17 protein-coding genes and 3 pseudogenes are annotated in these 19,594 nt (G+C 68.3%); 10 read left to right on the forward strand and 10 right to left on the reverse strand.

The window, feature by feature from the left end:
• Positions 1 to 7 precede the first annotated feature (7 nt).
• Positions 8 to 916, forward strand: coding sequence for a hypothetical protein (locus IG62_RS0102100; RefSeq protein ID WP_037837634.1), 909 nt, complete (start codon positions 8 to 10; stop codon positions 914 to 916).
• A gap of 436 nt (positions 917 to 1,352) precedes the next feature.
• Here the strand turns inward: IG62_RS0102100 and IG62_RS0102105 are convergent, their stop codons facing one another.
• The 4 genes from IG62_RS0102105 to IG62_RS0102125 form a co-directional block, all read right to left on the reverse strand.
• Entirely contained in the window at positions 1,353 to 1,667 is a 315-nt protein-coding gene (locus IG62_RS0102105) for a hypothetical protein (protein WP_199812391.1), read from the reverse strand.
• Positions 1,668 to 1,780: 113 nt separating this feature from the next.
• Entirely contained in the window at positions 1,781 to 2,215 is a 435-nt protein-coding gene (locus tag IG62_RS0102110) for an ester cyclase (RefSeq protein WP_030796782.1), read from the reverse strand.
• Positions 2,216 to 3,191: 976 nt separating this feature from the next.
• The gene (locus IG62_RS48240) at positions 3,192 to 4,775 is read right to left on the reverse strand and encodes an NUDIX hydrolase (protein WP_234326172.1); all 1,584 of its coding nucleotides are present in this window, start codon (positions 4,773 to 4,775) and stop codon (positions 3,192 to 3,194) included.
• 68 nt (positions 4,776 to 4,843) lie between these two features.
• Positions 4,844 to 6,889: an ABC transporter ATP-binding protein gene (locus IG62_RS0102125; RefSeq protein ID WP_078871746.1), complete on the reverse strand. Its 2,046-nt coding sequence runs from the start codon at positions 6,887 to 6,889 to the stop codon at positions 4,844 to 4,846.
• A gap of 1,391 nt (positions 6,890 to 8,280) precedes the next feature.
• On the opposite strand from IG62_RS0102125, the gene IG62_RS44075 reads away from it, so the two are divergent.
• Entirely contained in the window at positions 8,281 to 9,258 is a 978-nt protein-coding gene (locus tag IG62_RS44075; protein ID WP_078871747.1) for a toll/interleukin-1 receptor domain-containing protein, read from the forward strand.
• Between the two features lie 266 nt (positions 9,259 to 9,524).
• Here IG62_RS44075 and IG62_RS0102135 read toward each other — a convergent pair whose 3' ends face one another.
• The gene (locus IG62_RS0102135) at positions 9,525 to 9,989 is read right to left on the reverse strand and encodes a MarR family winged helix-turn-helix transcriptional regulator (protein WP_051797431.1); all 465 of its coding nucleotides are present in this window, start codon (positions 9,987 to 9,989) and stop codon (positions 9,525 to 9,527) included.
• A 49-nt stretch (positions 9,990 to 10,038) separates the two neighbouring features.
• On the opposite strand from IG62_RS0102135, the gene IG62_RS0102140 reads away from it, so the two are divergent.
• Positions 10,039 to 10,512, forward strand: coding sequence for a MarR family winged helix-turn-helix transcriptional regulator (locus IG62_RS0102140; RefSeq protein ID WP_030796793.1), 474 nt, complete (start codon positions 10,039 to 10,041; stop codon positions 10,510 to 10,512).
• 25 nt (positions 10,513 to 10,537) lie between these two features.
• On the opposite strand, the gene IG62_RS49435 is transcribed toward IG62_RS0102140, so the two are convergent.
• From IG62_RS49435 to IG62_RS0102160, 4 genes are all read right to left on the reverse strand, one after another.
• Positions 10,538 to 10,666, reverse strand: a complete 129-nt coding sequence (locus tag IG62_RS49435; protein WP_267887847.1) for a hypothetical protein — start codon at positions 10,664 to 10,666, stop codon at positions 10,538 to 10,540.
• A 22-nt stretch (positions 10,667 to 10,688) separates the two neighbouring features.
• On the reverse strand, positions 10,689 to 12,137 hold the full coding sequence (locus tag IG62_RS0102150) for a pyridoxal phosphate-dependent aminotransferase (protein WP_051797432.1): 1,449 nt from the start codon (positions 12,135 to 12,137) through the stop codon (positions 10,689 to 10,691).
• A 478-nt stretch (positions 12,138 to 12,615) separates the two neighbouring features.
• Complete coding sequence (locus tag IG62_RS0102155) at positions 12,616 to 13,290, reverse strand: HAD-IA family hydrolase (protein WP_030796798.1); 675 nt, start codon at positions 13,288 to 13,290, stop codon at positions 12,616 to 12,618.
• 32 nt (positions 13,291 to 13,322) lie between these two features.
• Positions 13,323 to 14,525, reverse strand: a complete 1,203-nt coding sequence (locus IG62_RS0102160; protein WP_037837635.1) for an MFS transporter — start codon at positions 14,523 to 14,525, stop codon at positions 13,323 to 13,325.
• An 89-nt stretch (positions 14,526 to 14,614) separates the two neighbouring features.
• On the opposite strand from IG62_RS0102160, the gene IG62_RS0102165 reads away from it, so the two are divergent.
• The 7 genes and pseudogenes from IG62_RS0102165 to IG62_RS44080 all read left to right on the forward strand — a co-directional run bounded on the left by IG62_RS0102165 (position 14,615) and on the right by IG62_RS44080 (position 19,494).
• Positions 14,615 to 15,376 (forward strand): DeoR/GlpR family DNA-binding transcription regulator, encoded by a 762-nt coding sequence (locus tag IG62_RS0102165; protein WP_030796801.1) that lies wholly within the window; start codon positions 14,615 to 14,617, stop codon positions 15,374 to 15,376.
• A gap of 88 nt (positions 15,377 to 15,464) precedes the next feature.
• A pseudogene (locus IG62_RS41240) lies at positions 15,465 to 15,694 on the forward strand (pyridoxamine 5'-phosphate oxidase family protein); the annotation flags it as partial.
• A gap of 30 nt (positions 15,695 to 15,724) precedes the next feature.
• Positions 15,725 to 16,420 carry a L,D-transpeptidase family protein gene (locus IG62_RS0102175; RefSeq protein WP_030796802.1) on the forward strand — a complete coding sequence of 232 codons (696 nt, stop codon included), beginning with the start codon at positions 15,725 to 15,727 and terminating at the stop codon, positions 16,418 to 16,420.
• Between the two features lie 34 nt (positions 16,421 to 16,454).
• Positions 16,455 to 16,895 (forward strand): annotated as a pseudogene (locus IG62_RS48245) (IS5/IS1182 family transposase); the annotation flags it as partial.
• A gap of 127 nt (positions 16,896 to 17,022) precedes the next feature.
• The gene (locus tag IG62_RS0102185) at positions 17,023 to 17,925 is read left to right on the forward strand and encodes a LysR family transcriptional regulator (protein WP_199812392.1); all 903 of its coding nucleotides are present in this window, start codon (positions 17,023 to 17,025) and stop codon (positions 17,923 to 17,925) included.
• A 438-nt stretch (positions 17,926 to 18,363) separates the two neighbouring features.
• A complete protein-coding gene (locus tag IG62_RS0102195) occupies positions 18,364 to 19,203 on the forward strand; it encodes an EamA family transporter (protein WP_037837636.1) in 840 nt (279 codons plus the stop codon).
• A gap of 144 nt (positions 19,204 to 19,347) precedes the next feature.
• A complete protein-coding gene (locus tag IG62_RS44080; protein WP_107052890.1) occupies positions 19,348 to 19,494 on the forward strand; it encodes a LamB/YcsF family protein in 147 nt (48 codons plus the stop codon).
• Here IG62_RS44080 and IG62_RS46010 read toward each other — a convergent pair.
• Positions 19,491 to 19,594 (reverse strand): annotated as a pseudogene (locus IG62_RS46010) (IS481 family transposase); the annotation flags it as partial. The gene IG62_RS44080 and the pseudogene IG62_RS46010 overlap by 4 nt on opposite strands.

Consider the following 19,594-nt stretch of genomic DNA (forward strand, 5'->3'; position numbering starts at 1 on the left):
GGCAGCAATGCGCAGCAAGGAAAGTTCTCTACAGCAAAGTGCTACTCGTCTCGCCCTTACCCTCGGCGCGGCGGCGACCCTGCTCTCCACCGCCTTGTGCGGCCCGGCGCAGGCGGCCGATGGCCCGAGCGGCATTCCCGACTACGAGGGCGCACGGCAGGTGCTCAGGACCGCGCATGTGCACAACGCGGTCTCCCGATTCCTCGGCGCGACGGCGAACGCAGGCGCTGACGGCGGCTCGGGTGCGACGGCGCCGATGGCGCCTGGGGCACACGATGACCAGCAGGCGTTGACCTTGAAGGACCCGATCGCGCTGTACGAGCTCGCACCCGAATTCGTCACCGGGAAAACGAAGCCCACCGCGGGCAACGTGACACGCCTGTCGTACCTGGCCTCCCGGGCGAACGACGCCAGCGGGCACAAAGCCACGGTCCTGCTGGCCTCCACGGCCAAGAGCGGTGGTGGCAGCGGCGGTTGGCACCTGATGGGTCTGCGCGACGGCGACAGCGACCTCACCTACGGCAAACAGACCACGGACCACTCGAAGGTCTTCACCGAACCGCAGATCCACGCCTGGTACCGCCTGAAGAACGACATCGTCGAACCGCTCAACCGGGAAGCGGCCTCGGGACTGGGAGGCAAGCGGACGGTGACGCTCGCCGCCTACCAGAAGCTGGTACACAGCCGCTACGCGGACAAGATGCCGGGGTCCGCGTATGACCGCAAAGGACTGGCCGGCGGATTCGGTCCCGCGGGCCCACCCTCATCTCCGTCCACGCCGGCATCTTCCTCCCCGGCTCCCCTGCAACTCGGCGCCTCGGGAGTGGCGGTCGCGCTTGCCGGCGGCGCCATCGCCGTACGCCTCCGCAACCGCAGACGCTCGCAGGGCCCGGCAACCGCAAGCGGTCGCAAGTGAGCTGAAGGGCCACACTGACCTGGGTGTTCCCATACGAACCCCGGCCCACCCTCACTGAGGAGGATTGGGGCGCCGGATTCCCATCAACGGAGTCCGGCGCCCTCCCATGAAATGCCGCTCCTCGTAGGGCACTTCACCCAGAACATCGCACTGGCCGAGAAGCAGCTACCGCAGCTCGTCGACTACGCAGGCGAACGCGACGCTCTCCTCGTCACGTTGGTCGATTCGCCCATGAAAGCGGGTATCCGCCGCGATATGCACGCCGGGCGGAGCCGACCGATTCTCCGCTTCCCGGGCCCGGCGTCCAGTTCGTCGCTCGGATACTGGCCGAGATGGGAGACGACCGCACCCGGTTCGCCGAGGCTCTGCGTCAGCGGCAGGCCATGGCGCACCTGGTCGCCCGCACCGGAACACTGCCCGTGCCTGCTCGGGCCGGTCAGAAGATCGGCGTCTGCGCTCGGATCTCGGTGAGACCTTCTTCCATGGTCAGCGACGGCAGCACACGGACGCTGTTCCACTGGGGGAGACGAGCCTCCATGAGGAAGCGGTCGACGTTCTCGGCCTTGTCGGACTGTACGACCACGACAACCGTGTGCTCGCGGTTGACGAAGGGACCGGCCACGATGTCGACGCCTGCCTGCTGGGCGAGGCTCGGCAGGTCAGGAGCGATCTTCAGCAACAGGTCGCGCGTCGTCGTGTTGGCGGTGGGACAGATGTCCGGCGTGTGGGTCGCCAGCAGGACGAAATGCATCTCACGGCTCCTTGTCCACTCGTGATCTCAGGCTGAACGGCCCCGGGTGCTCCCGCGACAGGAGATTGCGGTTCCGACCGCGGACGGAGCTCGGATCGCGGTGCCGCTCTCAACTATCCCGATGCCCCGCCGGGCGTCGGGATGACGCCGAGCTGCTGAAGGAAGCCGAGGAGATCCTTGTCCGACCACTTCTCGGCGAGCTTGCCGTTCTCGATGCGGTGAATCACCGTCGCGGTCATCGTGATCGGCATGCCGGTGGCAGGGATGCCCGGGAGGCCCTTCTCGTGGATGCCCCGTGCCCTCAGCCGGGTCACGACTTTGTCGCCCTCCGCGATCTGGTCCTCGATCTCGTGGGTTCCGGGTGTGGCCTCCCAGAACAGACGAAACGCCTGCTTGAGTCCCTCGCGGCCGGGTGCGAACCCCGGAAACGGCGGCGGTGAGTGGTCTTGGTAGTCCTCGGCCACAAGCTCGTCCATGGCATCCAGGTCGCCCTCGTCGATCTCCTGGTAGAAGCGACGAACCAGCCTCTTGTTCTCCTCGATGGACACGGGACCCCTTTCGCGTTCATTCGCGTCGCCGGAGCGGCACACCCATGCTGAATCGTGACCCGTCGCATCCCCCGGCCCCATCCTCGGCACGCCGGGCCGCCGTGGACATTCACGCTGAAGCAGCTGTACATATCACGGGTGGTCACAGCGGTCCCGGTGCGTCAGCTGCCGTCGACGGTGGCTATGTGGAAGATGTGAACGCTGGGCACGGCTTGGCTGGCGTGCGGCAGCCACGGCAGTCGAGCCGCGCGCTGATGCTGATCCCGATCGTGCTCATCTTGGTGATCACGGTGGTGGACCGTTGGTCCCGGAGGACGTCCATCTCGGTCCGCTCCTGGTCCTCGCCCCCGCGATCACCGTGTCGTTCGCCGGTCTCTGGCTCACTGGGCTGATCGGGTTCCGGAGTGTGACGGCGCAGGGGTATATCGGGGCGCAGGACTCGGCCGACCAGGGGCTGGTGCTGGATGGCGATTGGTGGTCGCAGGAAAGCTTCGATGACGTCCTCGAGGGTCAGCCGGAGAGTGCCTTTGGGGATCAAGATCTCTCCAGTTCCGCGTCGCTGCAGGACGAGGCGCGCGGATCCATGACGACCGGGGCACGATCAGCGATGCATCGACGCGATGGAGGAGATCGCCGCGATCCGCGGTGCCGTGGAGAGCGCGCAGTGGCCGTCGGCCGACGGGAGAGGGCCGGCGTACAAGAACCTGATCTTTCGGCTGAGCGTGTGCGAGCGGGCCGCCAGCGTTGAACACCGCCTGGTCCACGGCGGGCAGATCGTCGGGCGTGCCGGGCCGGGTAGACCGTCAGTAGGCAATCAGCGTGCTCGCTGGTGTCGTTGGCGCGCCGTTAGCGTTCCCAGGCCCATACTGTGGCCGCCAACTGCTCGGCGAACTGCGGGCCCTGCTCGCCGAAGGCGTGAACGACCCACTCCCACTCCTTGTCCTCGGGGCGTTCGCCGTGCCGGGTTAGACATGCGTCAGGTAGGCCAGCGAGGCGTCGCCGACGATGGCCGGTGCGTCACGGTCCTTTGCGATACCGGTGACGCCCGTGTCCTGGTGCGCGGCCGGCCGGCAGAAGGCGAGCAGGGTGTGGCCGCATACAGATGCAGGGAGCCGAAATAGGCACCCGCCTCTATGGTGACGCCGGTGACAACCTCGTGCCGCGGCCCGCGTAGCGCCTCCTCCAGGCCCTCCGTGGGCGCAGTAGGTGAAGCGGCGGGCGTGCCGCGCCCGGCCGCACTGCTCGAAGGCGATCGCCCGGGTGTAGCCGCTGATCTCGAGCGGCAGGACGAGGCGTCCGCCCTCGGCCAGCTGCTCCCGCCAGGCCGGGTGATGTCCCAGCAGTTGTAGGTGACCGTGCTGGCGTCGAATCTGGCGGGTGTGGTCATAGCGGACTCTTGCTCGCAGCGCCCGGCGAGGTAGTGCCAGGTGTCGCCTGCGTAGCGGGAGTTGGGATGGCGCAGCCCGAGGAGCACTCGGCCCTCGTCGTCCTGCAGGTGGAGGTGGACGCCGATGCCGTTCAGCACGGTCCGGGCCCCGCCGTCCCACGGCGGAGCGGCCTCGGCCGGCCGTCCGTCCGGCGTGTTCACGGACGCGTGCCGGTGGATGAGGTCGGCTGTCGCGGGGCTCAGGCGCAGTCGGTCCAGCTGGTCGGGGGTGAACCAGCGCAGCAGCACCCCTTCCTGCAGCCGGAGCCGGTCGGGATTGCCACGCCAGCGCCCCGCGAAGACCTGAACCGGAACGCTAAGCCCATGGACGCTGGTGGCCGTCACCACGGCGTACGGCGCCAGGTTTTCGAGGCGGAGCCCGGGGACCTCCTCGGACAGCTCACGAAGCAGGGTGCCCTCAAGGCTCTGATCGTCGTGGTTGCGGCCGCCGCCGAGAAGGGCGAATGCTCCTGGCTGCGCGATGCCGGGCATGTGGTCGCGTAGATGGAGCAGGTAGCGGCCCTGCCCATCATGGACCAGAACGGAGGCGTTCACCGGATCCGGCTGACCGTCCAGCTGCGCCCGGAGGAGTTTCGCGCGCAGCATCGGCGAGGCGACCTCCGACATGGGAGTCCACCGGGCACCGGACACCTCTTCGTCCTGCAGGGTGATCGCGGGCGGCTCCTCGTCGGCGAGGTAGAACACGTAGCGGAAGTCGTAGTGTCGGTGAGCCGGTTCGCCCTTGGACAGGTTGGCGTCGATGTCGTGGACGTCGATGTCGATGGGAGAGCCGAGCGTCTGCCGGGTCAGGCACAGGGCGCCCGGCGGGATCCCGGCCTCCTCCGACACCTCACGCAGCGCCGCGGCGAGCAGCGTGCGGTCGGCGGGCTCGATGTGACCGCCCGGGACGAGCATGCGGCCGCCGGTGGCCCGGTGCCGAATGTGCAGGACCCGTCGCTCGCGGTCGATGACGACGGCGCTGCAGGTGACGTGACCGGGCAGCGTCGTCCGGGCGGTCGCGTCGACGGGCCGGTCCAGCGCGGCGAGCAGTTCGGCCACGGCGTCACGCTCGTCAGGGTGGCGGTTGAGGTACGCCTCGACGGCCTTACGGATCAAGGAAGGGCTGGGTGGCACGTGCGTCGTCTCGCCTTCGATGGGGGGGCCATATTGCGGGCCGGGCTTGTGAAAGTCGCGCTGGTGGGTCAGCTCGCCGTCTCGTGGTCGGACGACTGGTTGCCGCGGGGGCGGGGAACCGCGTCGGCTGCGGGCGCGATCCCGTACTGGGCGGCCTGGGCCGTGAACATGCCCTGGTACAGGCCGTGGCGGGCCATCAGGTCCTCGTGCGTGCCGGCCTCGACGACGCGACCCTGATCGAGGACGTAGATGTGGTCGGCCCTCATGGTCGCGGCCAGCCGGTGGGTGACGAGGACGATCGCGTGGCCCTCCTGCGCCAGGGACCACAGCCCCTCGAACGCGGCGATCTCCGCATGCGGATCCAGGGCGCTGGTGGGCTCATCGACCAGCAGGAACGGCGCCTGGCGGTACCGAGTGCGAGCGGTCCCCAGCTTCTGCCACTGTCCGCCCGAGAGCTGGACACCGCGCTCGTAGCCCTTGAAAACGATCGAGTCCCAGCCGTGCGGCAGGCCCTCGACCAGGTCGAGCACGCCCGCGTCCCCAGCGGCCGTGCGGACGCGGTCCATTTCCCGGGCACGGTCGCCGGCGCCGATGGCCACGTTCGCGGCCGCCGTCATCTCCCAGCGCGGGAAGTCCTGCGCCAGCACCCCGACCGCGGCGAACACCTGGGCACGGTCCGCCTCACGGAGTTCAACCGGTCCGCCCGAGCCTCCCTCCCACCACACGCTCCCCTCCGTGGGAAGGAGCAACCCGGCCAGCACCTTCGTCAAGGTGGTCTTCCCCGAACCGTTCGCCCCCACCAGGGCCGTCACCTTCCCCCGGGGGACCCGCACGCTCACGCCCTTCAGGGCAGGGGAGTCCGCTCCCGGATAGGTGAACGACACCGACTCCGTCCGGACCTCCCGCACCGGCGCGGGCAGCGGCGTGCCAGTGAGCGGGATGGCGTTCTCACCCGCCACCCTGATGGCGTCCTCCGTGTCAGTGAGGTACAGCAGCTCCTCATACAGCCGGTTGACCTGCTGCACCAGCGACGTGAGGCGCGCCGTCGATGTGCGGATGGCGATCACCGCGGTCCCGCCGACGGCGAGCGGCAGACCACCGGTCGCCAGGAGCCACCACAACACGCCGTAGCAGGCCAGCGAAGCCACGCCGGCGAACGCTCCCGCGACGAGGTCCGTGGATGCCTGCGCGCGGGCCAGGCGCCGCTGCTCCGCCTCCGTCTGCCTCGACATCTCCTCGTAGCTGGACAGCAGCTTCGTGCCGGCGGCGTGCACACGGATTTCACCGGCGGCGTGCGGGCGGGTCAGGTAGGCCAGCAGCGAGGCGATCGCCCTGCGGTGGTCAACCCAGTTCATCCGCGAGAGGTACTCACGGCGCGCGGAGCGGACCGCACCCCACCCCTTGGGCAGGGCGATCGCCAGCAGCATCGGCAGCAGCGCCCAATGCAGCGACGCCAGCACGACCGCCGCTGCCACCATGCCGATCACCACCTCGCCCACGCCCACCGACAGCCGGAGCATGCTGCGGACAGAATCGGTGCCGAACTTCCCCGCCTCCAGGACCCGCTGGACCTCCGGCCGCTCGGTCGCCTCCACCTCCACGCCGGTGACGGCCGTGTAGTACCGGGCGGAGACAGCCCGCTCCACCTGCGGTTCGAGCCGGCCGGACATGGCCGTCGACCACGCCGACAACACGGCAGTCGCCACCGCCGCGACCGCGAGCACCGCCAGCGACGGCAGCGCGTCGCGGAGCTTGTCCGCAGTCGGACCGTCGGCGAACAGCTGTGTGAGAACGCTGTTGACCGCCACCAGCCCCCAGCCGGCCGTCACGCCCTGCCCAAGCTGTGCCGCCACAACGCCCGACAGCGCCCGCCGGTCCGTCCGCCACCCCGTGCGCAGCACCATGCCCACCATGCGCGGAAGCGCAGCCGCCATGTGCCCGAACTTCAGCCGGGTGAGCGGGCCTTCGTGGCGCACGTAGGACTGGTCATAACGCAGCCGGCCGCCGTACAACTCACGCTCGGCGTCCGAGATGCTGTCCGCGGTCGCGACCTTCGGCGGGTTCTCGTTCTCGTCGCCGCCTGGTTCCACTGGCGTCAATGTGCTCCCCCTCATGGACGTGATGGCAGTGTCGGTGTGCCCAACGACGCCACCCCGATTTCGAACACATGTCTTTCGGTCGGGTTGCGCCCCCTGGGATTGAGCGGTTCTCGGAAGGTGCACAGTGCACCGACCCTTGCCGCCCAAGAGCGCGCGGGTTAAGGCGGTTTGGCCGAAACGCCGACGTTCGAGCGGAGCGCCGTACGGGATCAGCAGGCATCCGAAGCTGTTGCCTCACCTGCTCGCCCAAGTCCGCCGGCAGGCCCAGCCGAAGGGTGCGGGCGTCCAGGTCCCGCTGGTCGGCCGGTTGAGTAACGACCGAGAAAACTCAGACCGCGGTCGATGGCGGCCGGGTCCTCCGAGAAATTGATCCGTAGCAGTTGCCCGTTCGGATACAGCGCCTCCCAAGCAGCGGTCTACGGCCTCGTCGGCCTGCTCTGTGCAGCCCACGCGTAGCCCCGTTGCGACGGAGCAGCAGAGTATTCGAGGAGGTCCCGTACCGGCGGGTGGCGGATGTGCGTCTTGAAGTGGGTGAGCAACTGCTCTGCCAGCCCGACAGAACGCGCTGCTCCCGTGCGACGGGCCGCATCAAGCGCACTTCTCGCATATGTCGTAGCCGCGTCCAAGTCGTGAGCATCGAGCGCGCTGCGGGAGCGGTAGGTAAGAAAGACTGCCTCGGTACGGGTCCGGGCGGGGTCCAGGCTATTGAGTCCGGTGGTGATGCTGGCTGCTGCTTGATGTGGAAGGCCCAGGTCGAGCCAGCACCTTCCTTCGTCTGCTGCCAGGTCCGCGCCCGACATCCACGTCAGCCAGCTCGGAGTTGTTTCCGGGCGCGCGCGGTCCAGCTCGCGGTGCGCTGAGTGCAGGACGCGGCGCACACCGGATCTGTCCCCCAGCACGGCCAGTGCTCGGGCGGTGCGGATATCCAGGAGGGAGCGAGAGGCGGGGGAGTGGGCTCGGGCCCGGGCATGCGCGAGGATCTCCACGGCTTCACGTGGTCCGTGCTGCCAGGTGGCCTGGTAGGCCAGATCACTCCAGGCATGGGCAGCGAGCTCCAGGTCAGGAGCGGCCGTCGCCGCCATACGAGTCTCCGTCAGAGCGTGCAGGACCCCATTCGTAGTGAACGGCGCAGGGTCGGCGTAGGCAGGTAACCACAGGGGCCATGGGAGGGCCTGGGAGTGGGCGAGGGGGAGCTTCAGGGCGAGTGCGATCAGGGCCTGAGTGCCGCGCGTAGGAGTAACCCCCTCGATCTCGTATCGCCAGGTCGACGTGCGCGCTCTCTGCGCCGTCGGTATGCGCCCCTGTACCTCTTGTCAGCAGGTGTGCCTTTCGGAAAGGTAGCGCTCAACGCCCTTGCACGCTGCACCATATGAGCTGGACGGGTAGGGCGCGCGAGGGGAGCGGCCATGCAGGAACCGAAGGATCGAACGGCCCGGAAGGAACGGCGGGCAATCTTCGTTTCCTATCGGCGTTCGGACTCGGCTCCGTGGGCCGGGCGGTTAGCTGCCGACCTGCGGAAGTATGTCGGGAAAGAACGGGTCTACCTGGACATTGATTCGAATCTACCTGCCCGAGACTACGTAGTGGCGTTGGAGCAGGCATTATTCGCGTCTCGTGTGGTGATCGCGGTTCTCGGGCCTCAGTGGTCGAACAGCCTCAATGATCAAGGGCAGCGACGGCTGGACGACTCAAGCGATCTGGTGCGCGTGGAGCTGGAGACCGCTCTTCGGAATGGTATTGCTCTCATACCGGTGCTTGTTGGCGGGGCGACGATGCCACCCGCGCAGGAACTACCGTCCTCACTCCATACCCTCGCGCGCCTGCAAGCCGTCAGGCTCGCTGATGAGGACTGGCCCTACGATTTTGGCCGCCTTCTGGAAACCCTTGAGCGTCACGCGGTACTTCCCGCTTCCGTAGCAGATGCCGTCCCTCCCAGTGAGGCGACACTCCTGACCACCAAACGCTACGAGCGCACCCTGCAGGCTTCCCGGCGTCGGGCATTCGATGCGCTGACGGGGGCAGTCGAGTTGTTGCGTTACCCGATCGTCGAGGTGAGCCCGGAAGCCGCGATGGTGACCTTCAACGCCCGTCGCGGCGGCGTGGTTTCCGCCGAGGTAGTCGACGCTGATCCGGGCCATTCCACCGTGGTGTTGAAGCTGCCTTCTGTCAAAACGGGGGCGGTGGTCGGCATATCCGTCGCGCTTGCGATGGTTACCAACGGTGTCTCCCTGGCAGCCGGACCTGCCCTCTTGGCATGGCAACGTCGCTTTGCCGTCGGCTTTTTCGACAACGTGGAGGGGGTCTTGCAGGGGCGAGGAGTCGGCGAAGACTCTTCGCTGTTGCCAGGCATCCATGCGTGGCGCAACAGGCGACGAGAAGTATGAGAACCGCCGAAACGGGCCAGCCTTGCTCAGATTCGTCCGGGAGGTCGGTCTGCTGTCGGCCGTCCTGCCAATCGTCCCTCTTCTCTCGTACGTCAGCCCTGCCGGTCCTCGTCCTCCGCTTGGGAAGTGGCTGCTCGGCGGGCTGATCCAACGACGGCGTGTTGCGAAGGTGCTGGGCACGGCCAATTGTGGACGGCTGCGGCCAGCACTTTCGGATGATTGCCAGGTGGATAACCACCATCTCGCAGAGAGAAGCGGGTGGACGACTACTGGCGGGGCGTTTCGACCGCCAGGGCGTCAAGGTGGGTGGCGACCCGCTGGAGCAGTTCCATCAATACCGTGTGCTCCTCGGACGAGAGGCACTCCATCATCCGAACCCTCAGGGCTCCGGAGCGCTCGGAAACCCGCTGGTGGGCCCGCCGGCCTTCGCCGGTCAGCGACACCGCACCATCGCCAGCCGTATGCGCCCAGCCGCGCTCGACGAACCGGTCGACGTACGGGCGCATGGTCGACTCGTCAGCGGACAGGAACGCGGCCATGGTCTGGTCGAGTTCGGCGATGGTGATCGGGTCGTACGAGATGGTGTTCAGTACCTGCCACCCCCGCCGGTTCAGGCCGTCCGCGGCGAACAGTCGGCCCAGGCTCTCCTCGATCGCCCCGTCAATGTGCTTCAACCAGTAGCCGAGCGGGCGCTGCTCGCGGACGTTGGGCAGCTGAGTCAGGTCGGTCATGACAATCCCCCAATGCATGTCTTTTGACAACTGTTGTAATCTAGCATGCATGTCGAAGAGGGAACACGGCGAGGCGATCGCCGACGTCGAACGGGCCATGGTGGCGATCCGCCGCAGCCAGACCCGCCGATCGCTGGGGCGGTTGGCGCCCCCCGATGGCAGCAAGCCGATCGATCCCACGCTGTTCAACGTGCTGGACGTGGTCGAGGGCCGCGACAAGCCGTGCTCTGTCTCGGACGTCGCCACCGCGCTGGGCGTTGATCACCCGAGGGCGAGCCGACTGGTGCTCCGCACCGTCGAGGAAGGGTGGCTGGACCGCAGGACCGACCCGTCCGACGCCCGGCGCACGCTGCTCGCCCTGACCAACTCGGGGCGCGAACAGCTCGACCGCACACACCGGTTCCGGCAGGCGATCTTCGCGCGGGTGATGGCGGATTGGTCGGACGCCGACCGGTCCGAGTTCGCCCGACTCATCACCACGTTCGTGACCTCGTTGACCCAGGTGGTCCCCGACACCGAATGACCTCCTCGGCGTGTGGCGGTCACAGTCATTCGTTGAGGGCAGCGACCAGCACGGTCGCCTCGAACCGCACCGCGAGCGACACGGCCGAGACGTGGTCGAGGTGGCCGCGGACCAGCGGGACGTCGGTGAGCCGGTCGACGGCCCGCTTCAGCATCGCTCGGACGCGGATTGTCGGGCTACCCCTTGTTTCCCAGCCTGCCCAGTGCCTTGGCCACCCGGTCGACGGCCGTGCAGACCTCCTCGGGCTGGCGGGCGGTGTAGCAGAGGCGGAAGAAGCCGGGGGCGGGGCAGGACATCACGCCTCCGGGAAGAAGGGTGACTTCGGCGGCGGGGCCGGCGAGGTAGTTGAAGAGGAAGACCTCGTCGGGGTCCAGGTCGTGCGCCTTGAGGGGCAGCACTTCAGTGACGTTGTCGCCGCTCTTCGGCGGGCGCTTGCCCAGCCAACCGGTGAGGTCGAGCCAGAAGAACTGCGCGGCATTGCTCTGGGGCTCGTGGACGTACGGGATCTTGTTCGCGTCCAGCCGGGCCTTGACCTTGGTGAAGCTGGCATCGAGAAGGCCGGGGTAGCGCTTCATCGCATAGGTCGTGTACAGCTCCGAGCTGCCGTTGACGGTGGTGCTCAGGACCGCGCCGATGACGAAGTGCTTGAGGGAATCGAACGGAGTGAACCAGGACATCGGGTGGCGCTTCTCCGCCACGTCGTGCGTTCCGAGCATGGCGCGCTGCACCGGCCCGTACTTGGAGACAAGGAAACCGGTGCGGAGGCCGGAGAGCCCGAAGTCCTTGGCGAAGCCCCAGACGACGTGCACCCGCTCGGGTGACTTCGTGTAGGCGCTCAGTGCCACTGCGCTGGTGAACGGCACTGTGGTCTTGGGCAGTTGGGAGTGGCAGTAGATCTCGTCGGAAACGATGTGCATGTCCGTGTGGTCGAGTGCCCAGGCGTAGATCTGCTCCAGCAGTTCCTTGGGGTAGTTCACGCCCAGGGGGTTGTGCGGGTTGGTGAGGACCAGCAGCCGCGGTGCCTTGCCGGTCCGCTTTCGCGTCGCCTCGTACTGGTCCTTGATCAGGTCGAGGGTGAGCTGGAAGCGCTTGGGGCCCGAGGTGGGAAGATTCACCGGGACACACGTCAGTTTGGGCCGCTGCTCGAAGGACCAGTTGAACCCCTGCCAGAACGGTGCGGGCAGCAGCACCGCGTCCCCGTCGACCAGCGGCGGGGGCCCGGATTCCGAGCTTCTCGGCTTGTCCTTGAGGGCAAAGGCCAGGCACTCCAGCGCCGAGGCGACACCCGCCGTACCGAAGACATCGTCCGCAGCCACCGTGGCGCCGAACGCCCTGGTCAGAAGCTCGGCCACCTGCCGGCGCAGGGCCGGTGTGCCGTAGGGGGAGAAATAGTTGATGTACTGCTCGGGCAGCAGACGGGTGTAATCGAACACCAGCTTCTGCATGGAGTCCTGGTAGACGAGGACGTTCTCCGCCACGGAGAGGTCGATCGCGGTCTCGGGCGCCAGGTGCTGGTGGTAGAAGGCGAGCGCCTGCTCCAAGTCCGGGAGGTGCGTGAGGAGCTCGACTGCCTCCTCGGGCCGCACGGTCTGACGCTGACTGCTGGAGGTGGATTCGGTAACCATGGATGTCTGTTCTTCCCGCTCGCAGGTCACATAGAAGGCGGGCGCAGCCTTGCCGGCCCGCACACGCATGAGGCCAGCGGACCACGCCCCACCCCCGCCCGCCACCGCTCGGCGGCCATCCGGCTCGGCCGGCTCCGCGGCCCGGCGCCGCTGTCATATCTGGTGGTCACGCCCGGGCCTTCTTGGGCAGTCCGATCCGGCACGCCATCTTGTGTCTGCGCTTTCAGCGGTCTCATTGCGCTGGCCGTTGACAGCCGAACGCGACATCACCCGTGAGGGCAAGGGCGCCGTCGAGCGGCACTACTGACAACCGGCCCGCACGGTGTGAACCGGACCGCGGGCGGCTCCGGTCCGGTCCGGCAAGCCTCCGGATGCGCCGGGTGCCGTTTCCGGTCATGCCCGGACGGCGATATCTCGCGATATCTGGCAATGGAACCCCCCTCTGGCCCGGGTCTTTCATGACGTCTCAGGTCGGGCGTCATTTCCCCGTGGGGCGTCGAGCCGGCAACCAGGTGTCGATGACGGCTGCCAGCTCGTCGTGGTCGGTGAAGAGGTGTCCGTTCATGCCGGCGGCTTGAGCGGCGCTTACGTTCTCTTCGCGGTCGTCGACGAAGAGGAAGTCGGTCGGGGCGGCCCGCATGGCGACGACGCAGTGATGGAAGGCTGCGGGGGCCGGCTTCGCTACTTTGATCTTCCCGGAGAAGGCAACGTGGTTCAGATTCCGCAGCCAGGGCTGCGCAATGAGGAAGGCGTCCGCGTGGTCTGAGGGGATGTTGGACAGCAAGGCGACCTCGGCGACATCGCGCAGGGACTGGACGTAGGCGACCATTCGGTCGTCGACGCGTGACCAACTGTCGATGTCGGCAAGACGCAGTTCCTCGATCGTGTCGGCGTCGAGGGACAGGGACAGGGACAGGGACAGGGACAGGGACAGGGACAGGGACAGGGATAGCGATCGCAGTACAGCGGTCCAGTACTCGGGTGCGGACTGCTGGCCGGCGTCGTAGGGCGGGCGGCAGGCCCAGTAGGCCGTGGTGAAGGCGGCGGTGGGTGCGTGGCAGCGGGCGGCCATCTTTTCCTGGGCGCCCGGGCGTTGGTGGCGGGCGATGACCCCGAAGAGGTCGAACAGCACGATCTTCCGGTCGGTGGACATGGTGATGGATTCCTCCGGATCCCGAGGGGTGTTCAGTGCGTGCTTACTGCCATCTCGCGCGTGTGGTCGGATCCGATGCGCAGGATCCCGGCGGCCACGGCGGTGAGCGCACACAGCAGGGTCAGCAGTACGAAGGCGTGGTTGAGGGCGACGAGGTGGGTCAGCCAGCCGATGACGGCGGGGCCGGCGAGCATGCCGACGTAGCCGAGTCCGGCGACGCGGGAGACATTGGCCCCGGCAGCGGAGGGGTCGGCGTGACCGGCTGCGCTGAACAACTGCGGGACGCAGCCGGACAGTCCGAGACCGAACAGCGCCCAGCCTGCGAACGCGGCCGACATCCACGGGGAGAGGGCCACGATCGTGATGCCGACGGCGGCCGCGGTCGCGCCGTAGCGCAGGATTGCCATGGACCCGAACCGGGCGACGAGGCGGTCGGCGAGCAGCCGGCCGATCGTCATGGTCGCCGCGAAGGTGCCGTACGCGAAGGCGGCAGTGCTCGCGGGTGCACCGAGGATGTCCTTCACGTGCAGCGCGCTCCAGTCGTTGGCGGCTCCTTCGCACAGCATGACCATCAGGGCCAGGGCTGCGAGGAGCCAGATGCGCCCGCTGCTTCGGCGGCGCTCGGCGGCCGGTGCTTGCTCGGCCTCCTCCACCGCGTCGGTGTGGGCAGCGCTGGGTGCGGCCGGCAGCAGGGCACCTGCCGACACCAGGGAGATCACGATGCCCAGGGCTCCCATGGCGGCCATGCCTGCGGCCGGACTCAGGCCGGCGCTCGCCGTGCCTGCTCCGACGAGCGAGGCGAGGACACCGCCGACCGAGAACGTGGCGTGGAAGGCCGACATGACGGGACGGCCGTACGCCTTCTCCACGTGTACGGCGTGGGCGTTCATGCTCACGTCCAGGCAGCCGTTGCAGAATCCGAAGACCAGCAGGGCACCTGCCAGTGTCCATGGGTCGCGGGGAAGACCGGGCAGTGCCAGGGCCGCGCTGCACAGCACGCCGGTGGCGGGGACGACGATGCGCGCGCCGAGCCGGTCGGTCAGACGCCCGGCCGCCTGCATGCCGAGGAAGGCCCCCACACCCAGCAGCACCAGGAGTCCCCCGAACGTCGCGTGGCTGATGCCGACGCGCTCCTCGATGGCGGGGATGTGCACCACCCAGGTGCCCATCGTGGTGCCGCACAGGATGAAGTAGACAAAGGTCGCCACTCGGGCAGCTCGAAGCGAACGATTCATGACAGCCACCGTAATGAACATTCAGAGTGGTTGAACACTGTCACTTCGCACACATTGATTGTTCGTTTCGGGGAGTGTTCAATCGCGGTATGAGCAACGCAGACCGCCACGGGTTGATCGTGCAGGCCGTAAGAGAGTCCGGAAGGATCACGGTCCAGGAACTCGCCGAACTCACCGGTGCCTCCGAGATGACCATCCGGCGCGACCTCGACGTACTGGCCGCACAAGGCGTCCTCGAACGCGTCCGTGGCGGAGCACGCACCCTGCTGCTGCGGGGCGAGGAGCCGCCCTTCGCACTGCGTGCCCACGAGTCCGTCGATGCCAAGCGCCGCATCGCGGCCGAGGTGTCCTCGCTCATCGCCGACGGCGAGACCGTCCTCCTCGACAGCGGCACCACCTGCCTGGAGATCGCACACCTGCTGCGCCGACGGCCAGTCACTGTGATGCCCCTGTCGTTGCAGGCCATCCATGTACTCGGCGGAGGTCCGGGACCGGCAACGCTGATGGTGCCCGGCGGGCAGCCTCGGGCCGCCGAGGGTGCGCTCACCGGCCCCCTCACGCTCGCCTCCCTGGCGGCGCTGCGCTTCGACACTGCCGTCATGGGCTGTTGTGGCCTGAGTGCAGCCGAGGGCCTGACCGCCTACGACCTCGATGACGCGGCAGTGAAGAAGGCCGGCATCGCCTCCGCGCGCCGCATCATCGTCGCAGCCGACGGCAGCAAGCTCGGCCACACCGCCTTCGCATACGTCGGCCCCTCCACACTCCTGCACACTCTCGTCACCGACACCACAGCCCCCGCCGACGAGGTAGCCGCGCTCGAAGCCGCCGGCATCGTCGTCAAGGCCGTCTGACGAGGAGTTTCGCTCCATGGGGCCGTGGGCGCCGGATGGGCTCCCGGCATGGACGTCCGCGGACTGCCGCGCTCGGAAGCCGAGGCGCTCGCACGGGCGGCGCGCGATCATCGTGGTCACGGCCGCCCTCGTCCGTAACTCCTGCGGATACGGCCGCCCTTCATGACGTACGACGAAGATCGCCACCTGCACGGCAAGCGCTCCTCGCGTGAGGACGACGCCTCGCTGAGCGCGTACTTCACCAAGACGGACCACATCGCACACAGCATCGACGGCCTGCCGGGGCTGCGTCTTCCACTGCCGCCCAGTAACTTCTGAGCAACCGTCCCTCTCCCTTCGGGGGTTGCCATGGCCGTCCTACCTGCCGGTATCGTGCTCTCCGCCGTCCTGCTCACCCTGGCCTCGGACGGCAGCGGTCCGCCGCTGCCGGAGCGGCTGGCCGACACCGGCGGAGGCAGCCAGCTGATCACCGCCGTCGCGCCCCGCACCGGCGCCACGACGGGGACGCTGACCTGGTGGGACCGGCGGGCCGGCAAGTGGGGCGTGGCCGGCAGCGTGCCCGCCCGGTTCGGGGCGAAGGGTCTTGTCGAGGGCGGCAAGCGCAGACAGGGCACCGACACCACTCCCACCGGTCTGTACGACCTCCCCTACGGCTTCGGTATCAAGGCCGCGCCGCGCGGGACCTCGACGCCGTACCGCCGGGTGAACCGGAACTCCTGGTGGTGCCAGGACAATCGCTCGCGCGCGTACAACCGCTGGGCCGAGCCCCTGCCCGCCGACTGCCGCGCCGCCGAGTCCGAGCACCTCGCCGACTACGGCACCCAGTACGCGCACGCGCTCGTCATCGGCTTCAACTACAACAAGCCGGTACGCGACCGGGGCGCGGGCATCTTCCTGCACGTCAACGGGCGGGCAGCGACGGCCGGTTGTGTCTCCGTACCCGCGGATGCCATACGCCGGATCCTGGCCTGGGCCGAGCCCCGGCAGCGGCCGCACATCGCGATCGGGACCACCTCCGGGCCCACCGCGATCACGCGTTACTAGACGAGTCACAGCGTGGAGGACGTAGACGAGCAACGTGCTGGCGGCCATCGTGTTCGCGGCCACCTCGGATGTACGGGGCGCCAGCGGCCGTCGGGCTTCGGGCTTCGGCCCGTCTGGGCAGGGCACACACCGGCGGCCCACGGAGTAGAGCCGGGCCGGGGTGTGGGGCAAGCTTCACCGCTTGGTGCTGGGTGAGCTCGGCGTCCGCGGCGAGTTGGACTGGACCCGGTGCGCCATTGACTCGGTGAACATGCGGGCGGTCAAGGGGGGAACCTGACGGGTCCGAAATCCCGTAGATCGCGGGAAGAAAGGATCGAAGATCCACTTGATCGCCGAGCGGTCCGGCCTGCTCCTCTCGATCGGCATCTCTGCTGCCAACACCCATGACAGCCTGGGACCGGAACCCCTGATCAGGGGCCTCCCACCGATCCGCTCCCGCCGCGGACCCCGCCGCCGACGGCTCGCCAAGCTCCACGCAGGTGGGCCGGTCGGGGGCGCGCGTCCGCCGCGAACGGCCCCGTTGCGACACCTCGTCGCGCGCCGAACTCAACGCCCTGGTTGCCGCGGGTAGCCGAGCACTCATCATCTAGGTGCGCCCTTGCATGGAGCGGGTGCAAGTCTCACCTCTGCTATACGCTTTGGTTATGGATTGGGACCTTCGAGAGCTGAGGTTCTTCGTCACCGCCGCCGATGCAGGGTCGTTCACCGAGGCCGCCGCGCAGTTGTTCGTCTCACAGGCGGCGGTCTCGCGCACCATCGCCGGCCTGGAGAAGAGCGTTGGCGAGAGGCTGTTGCGCCGCCTACCGCGGGGATGCGAGCTGACCAGTACCGGACAGCAGGTGCTGCCACGAGCCCGCCGGGTGCTGGCGGAGGCCGGGAGGTTCACCGAATTCCTCGTCTCGCGCCACGGGGTCCTGCGGCTGGGGTACGCGTGGGCGGCTCTGGGGCAGCACACCAGGCGCCTGCAACGGGACTGGGCACAGGGTCATGCCGAAACGACGTTGGATCTTGTCCGGCACAACTCGCCGACCGCGGGCCTGGCCGAGGGCCTGTGCGATGTGGCGATCGTGCGCCGCGCAGTCGACGAGAAGCGGTTCGACTCCCTCGTGGTCGGGCTGGAACGCCGGCTGGTCGCCTTCGCTTCGGACGATCCGCAGTGGTCGCGCCGCCGTCGGGTGAGCATGGCCGAGATCGCGGACCGTACCGTGGTCATCGATCCCCGGGTCGGAACCACCAGCGGTGAGCTGTGGACGGGCACCGACCATCAGCCGCGGTTCATCCAGTCCACCGACGTCGATGGCTGGCTCGACATCATCGCCGCCGGACGCGGGGTGGGGACCACCGCCGAGGCCACGGCCCACCATCACCCGCGTCCTGGCGTGACCTATCGCCCCATCAAGGACGGTCCGCGCATTCCTGTCGCGCTCGCCTGGTGGCGTGACCACCGTCCCCATGGGCTCGGCGACCTGATCGACGCCGTGACTCGCCTCTACGCGACCGCCTGAAGCGCACGAGGCGAGGGCATGGGGCCACCCCGCGTCTCGCGCCGCCTGGCATTGCTTTTCCAGTGCCGACGGGGTGCCCAGAAGATCCCGGACGCCCCGTCGCCCCCCCCGCCATGGAATCAGCAGGGAACCTAAGCCGGCCGGCGTGCAGGCTGCTTCAGCGCTACTGGTGATACGCGGCCTCGATCTCGAAGAGCAGCTCGGGCCCGGCCATGCCCGCAACCACGGGACTGTCAGCTTGTGGGTGGGCGTTACCCATACGCACACCGTATGGGTAACGCGGAGATTGCACTTCATGTATGCAGGCAGGGGGCTCATGGTTGAGGCATGAAATCTGCGCCCTCCCCTGTCTCCGTCGACACCACTGCTGTCTCCCCGCACTCCGCGGTCGTGCGTGGGTCCGGTCGACACGTGGATCGATGGGGCGGAATCGCGCTGATGCTGGGCAGCGGACTGTCCAACCAGTCCGGAGCGGCTCTCGCCGCGCTCGCCTTCCCCGTGATCGGTCCGGCAGGTGTGGTGGCCGTGCGCCAGTGGGTGGCCGCCGCCGTGCTCGGGGCGGCCGGCCGACCGCGGCTCCGCAGCTTCACCGCGGCGCAGTGGCGTCCGATACTGGGCCTGGCGCTGGTGTTCGCCGGCATGAACCTGTCCCTGTACACGGCCATTGAACGGATCGGCCTCGGACTTGCCGTCACGCTCGAATTCCTGGGCCCCCTGACCGTGGTCCTCACCGGCTCGCGACGCCGACTCGACCTCGTCGCCGCCCTCGCCGCGGCGGGAGCGGTGGTCGTACTCGCACGCCCCACACCGTCCACCGACTACCTGGGCATCGGCCTCGCCTTGTTGGCGGCAGTCTGCTGGGGCTGCTACATCCTGTGCAACCGCACCGTCGGCGTCCGACTGCCCGGCCTGGAAGGCTCGGCCACCGCAGCGCTCGTCTCCGGTGCCCTGTACCTGCCCGTGGGCGCATGGGTGCTCTGGCATCACACCCCGACACCGGGAGCCTTGGTCTGCGCGCTGGCAGCCGGAGTCCTCTCCTCGGCCGTACCGTTCGTGTCCGACCTGCTGGCGCTGCGCCGGGTGCCGCCGCACTTCTTCGGCGTCTTCATGAGCGTCAACCCCGTCTTCGCGGCGCTGATCGGCCTCATCGTTCTGGGGCAGCGCCTCGACGCTGCCTCCTGGCTGGCCATCGCCGTGATCGTCACCGCCAACACGGTCGTGGTCTCCACGGCGGCCCGTGATGTTGCGGACAACGGGAACTCCGTGGCCGCATCCTGAGCGTCCAGGCGCGCTCGCGCCGACGAAGACCGGGCCCTGCCCCACGGCCCGACAGTTGCCCAAACGGCGCCAGCATCTTCCGCCAGCTGACGAAAGACCAGCGCGGCGCCCGCTTCCTACGCTGACGCCACCATGTCCGCAACCATGGAACGACCGACCGTGGAGCTCCACTCCGATATCGGCGAAGGATTCGACAACTGGACAGTGGCTGACGAGGAGAAACTGCTCTCGACGAGCACCGACGCTGCTGTCGCCTGTGGCTTCCACGCGGGTGACCCCGACACCATCTAGCTGTGTTGTCCGGAGAGGTTGGTGACGCGGCTGGCTGGGGTGTGGCCGCTGATTCCGGTGTGGGGTCGGTGGTAGTTGTACCAGTCCAGCCAGCCAGGGA

Origin of the sequence: Streptomyces sp. NRRL S-337 (assembly GCF_000720175.1) — a bacterium.
GTDB lineage: Bacteria > Actinomycetota > Actinomycetes > Streptomycetales > Streptomycetaceae > Streptomyces > Streptomyces siderophoricus.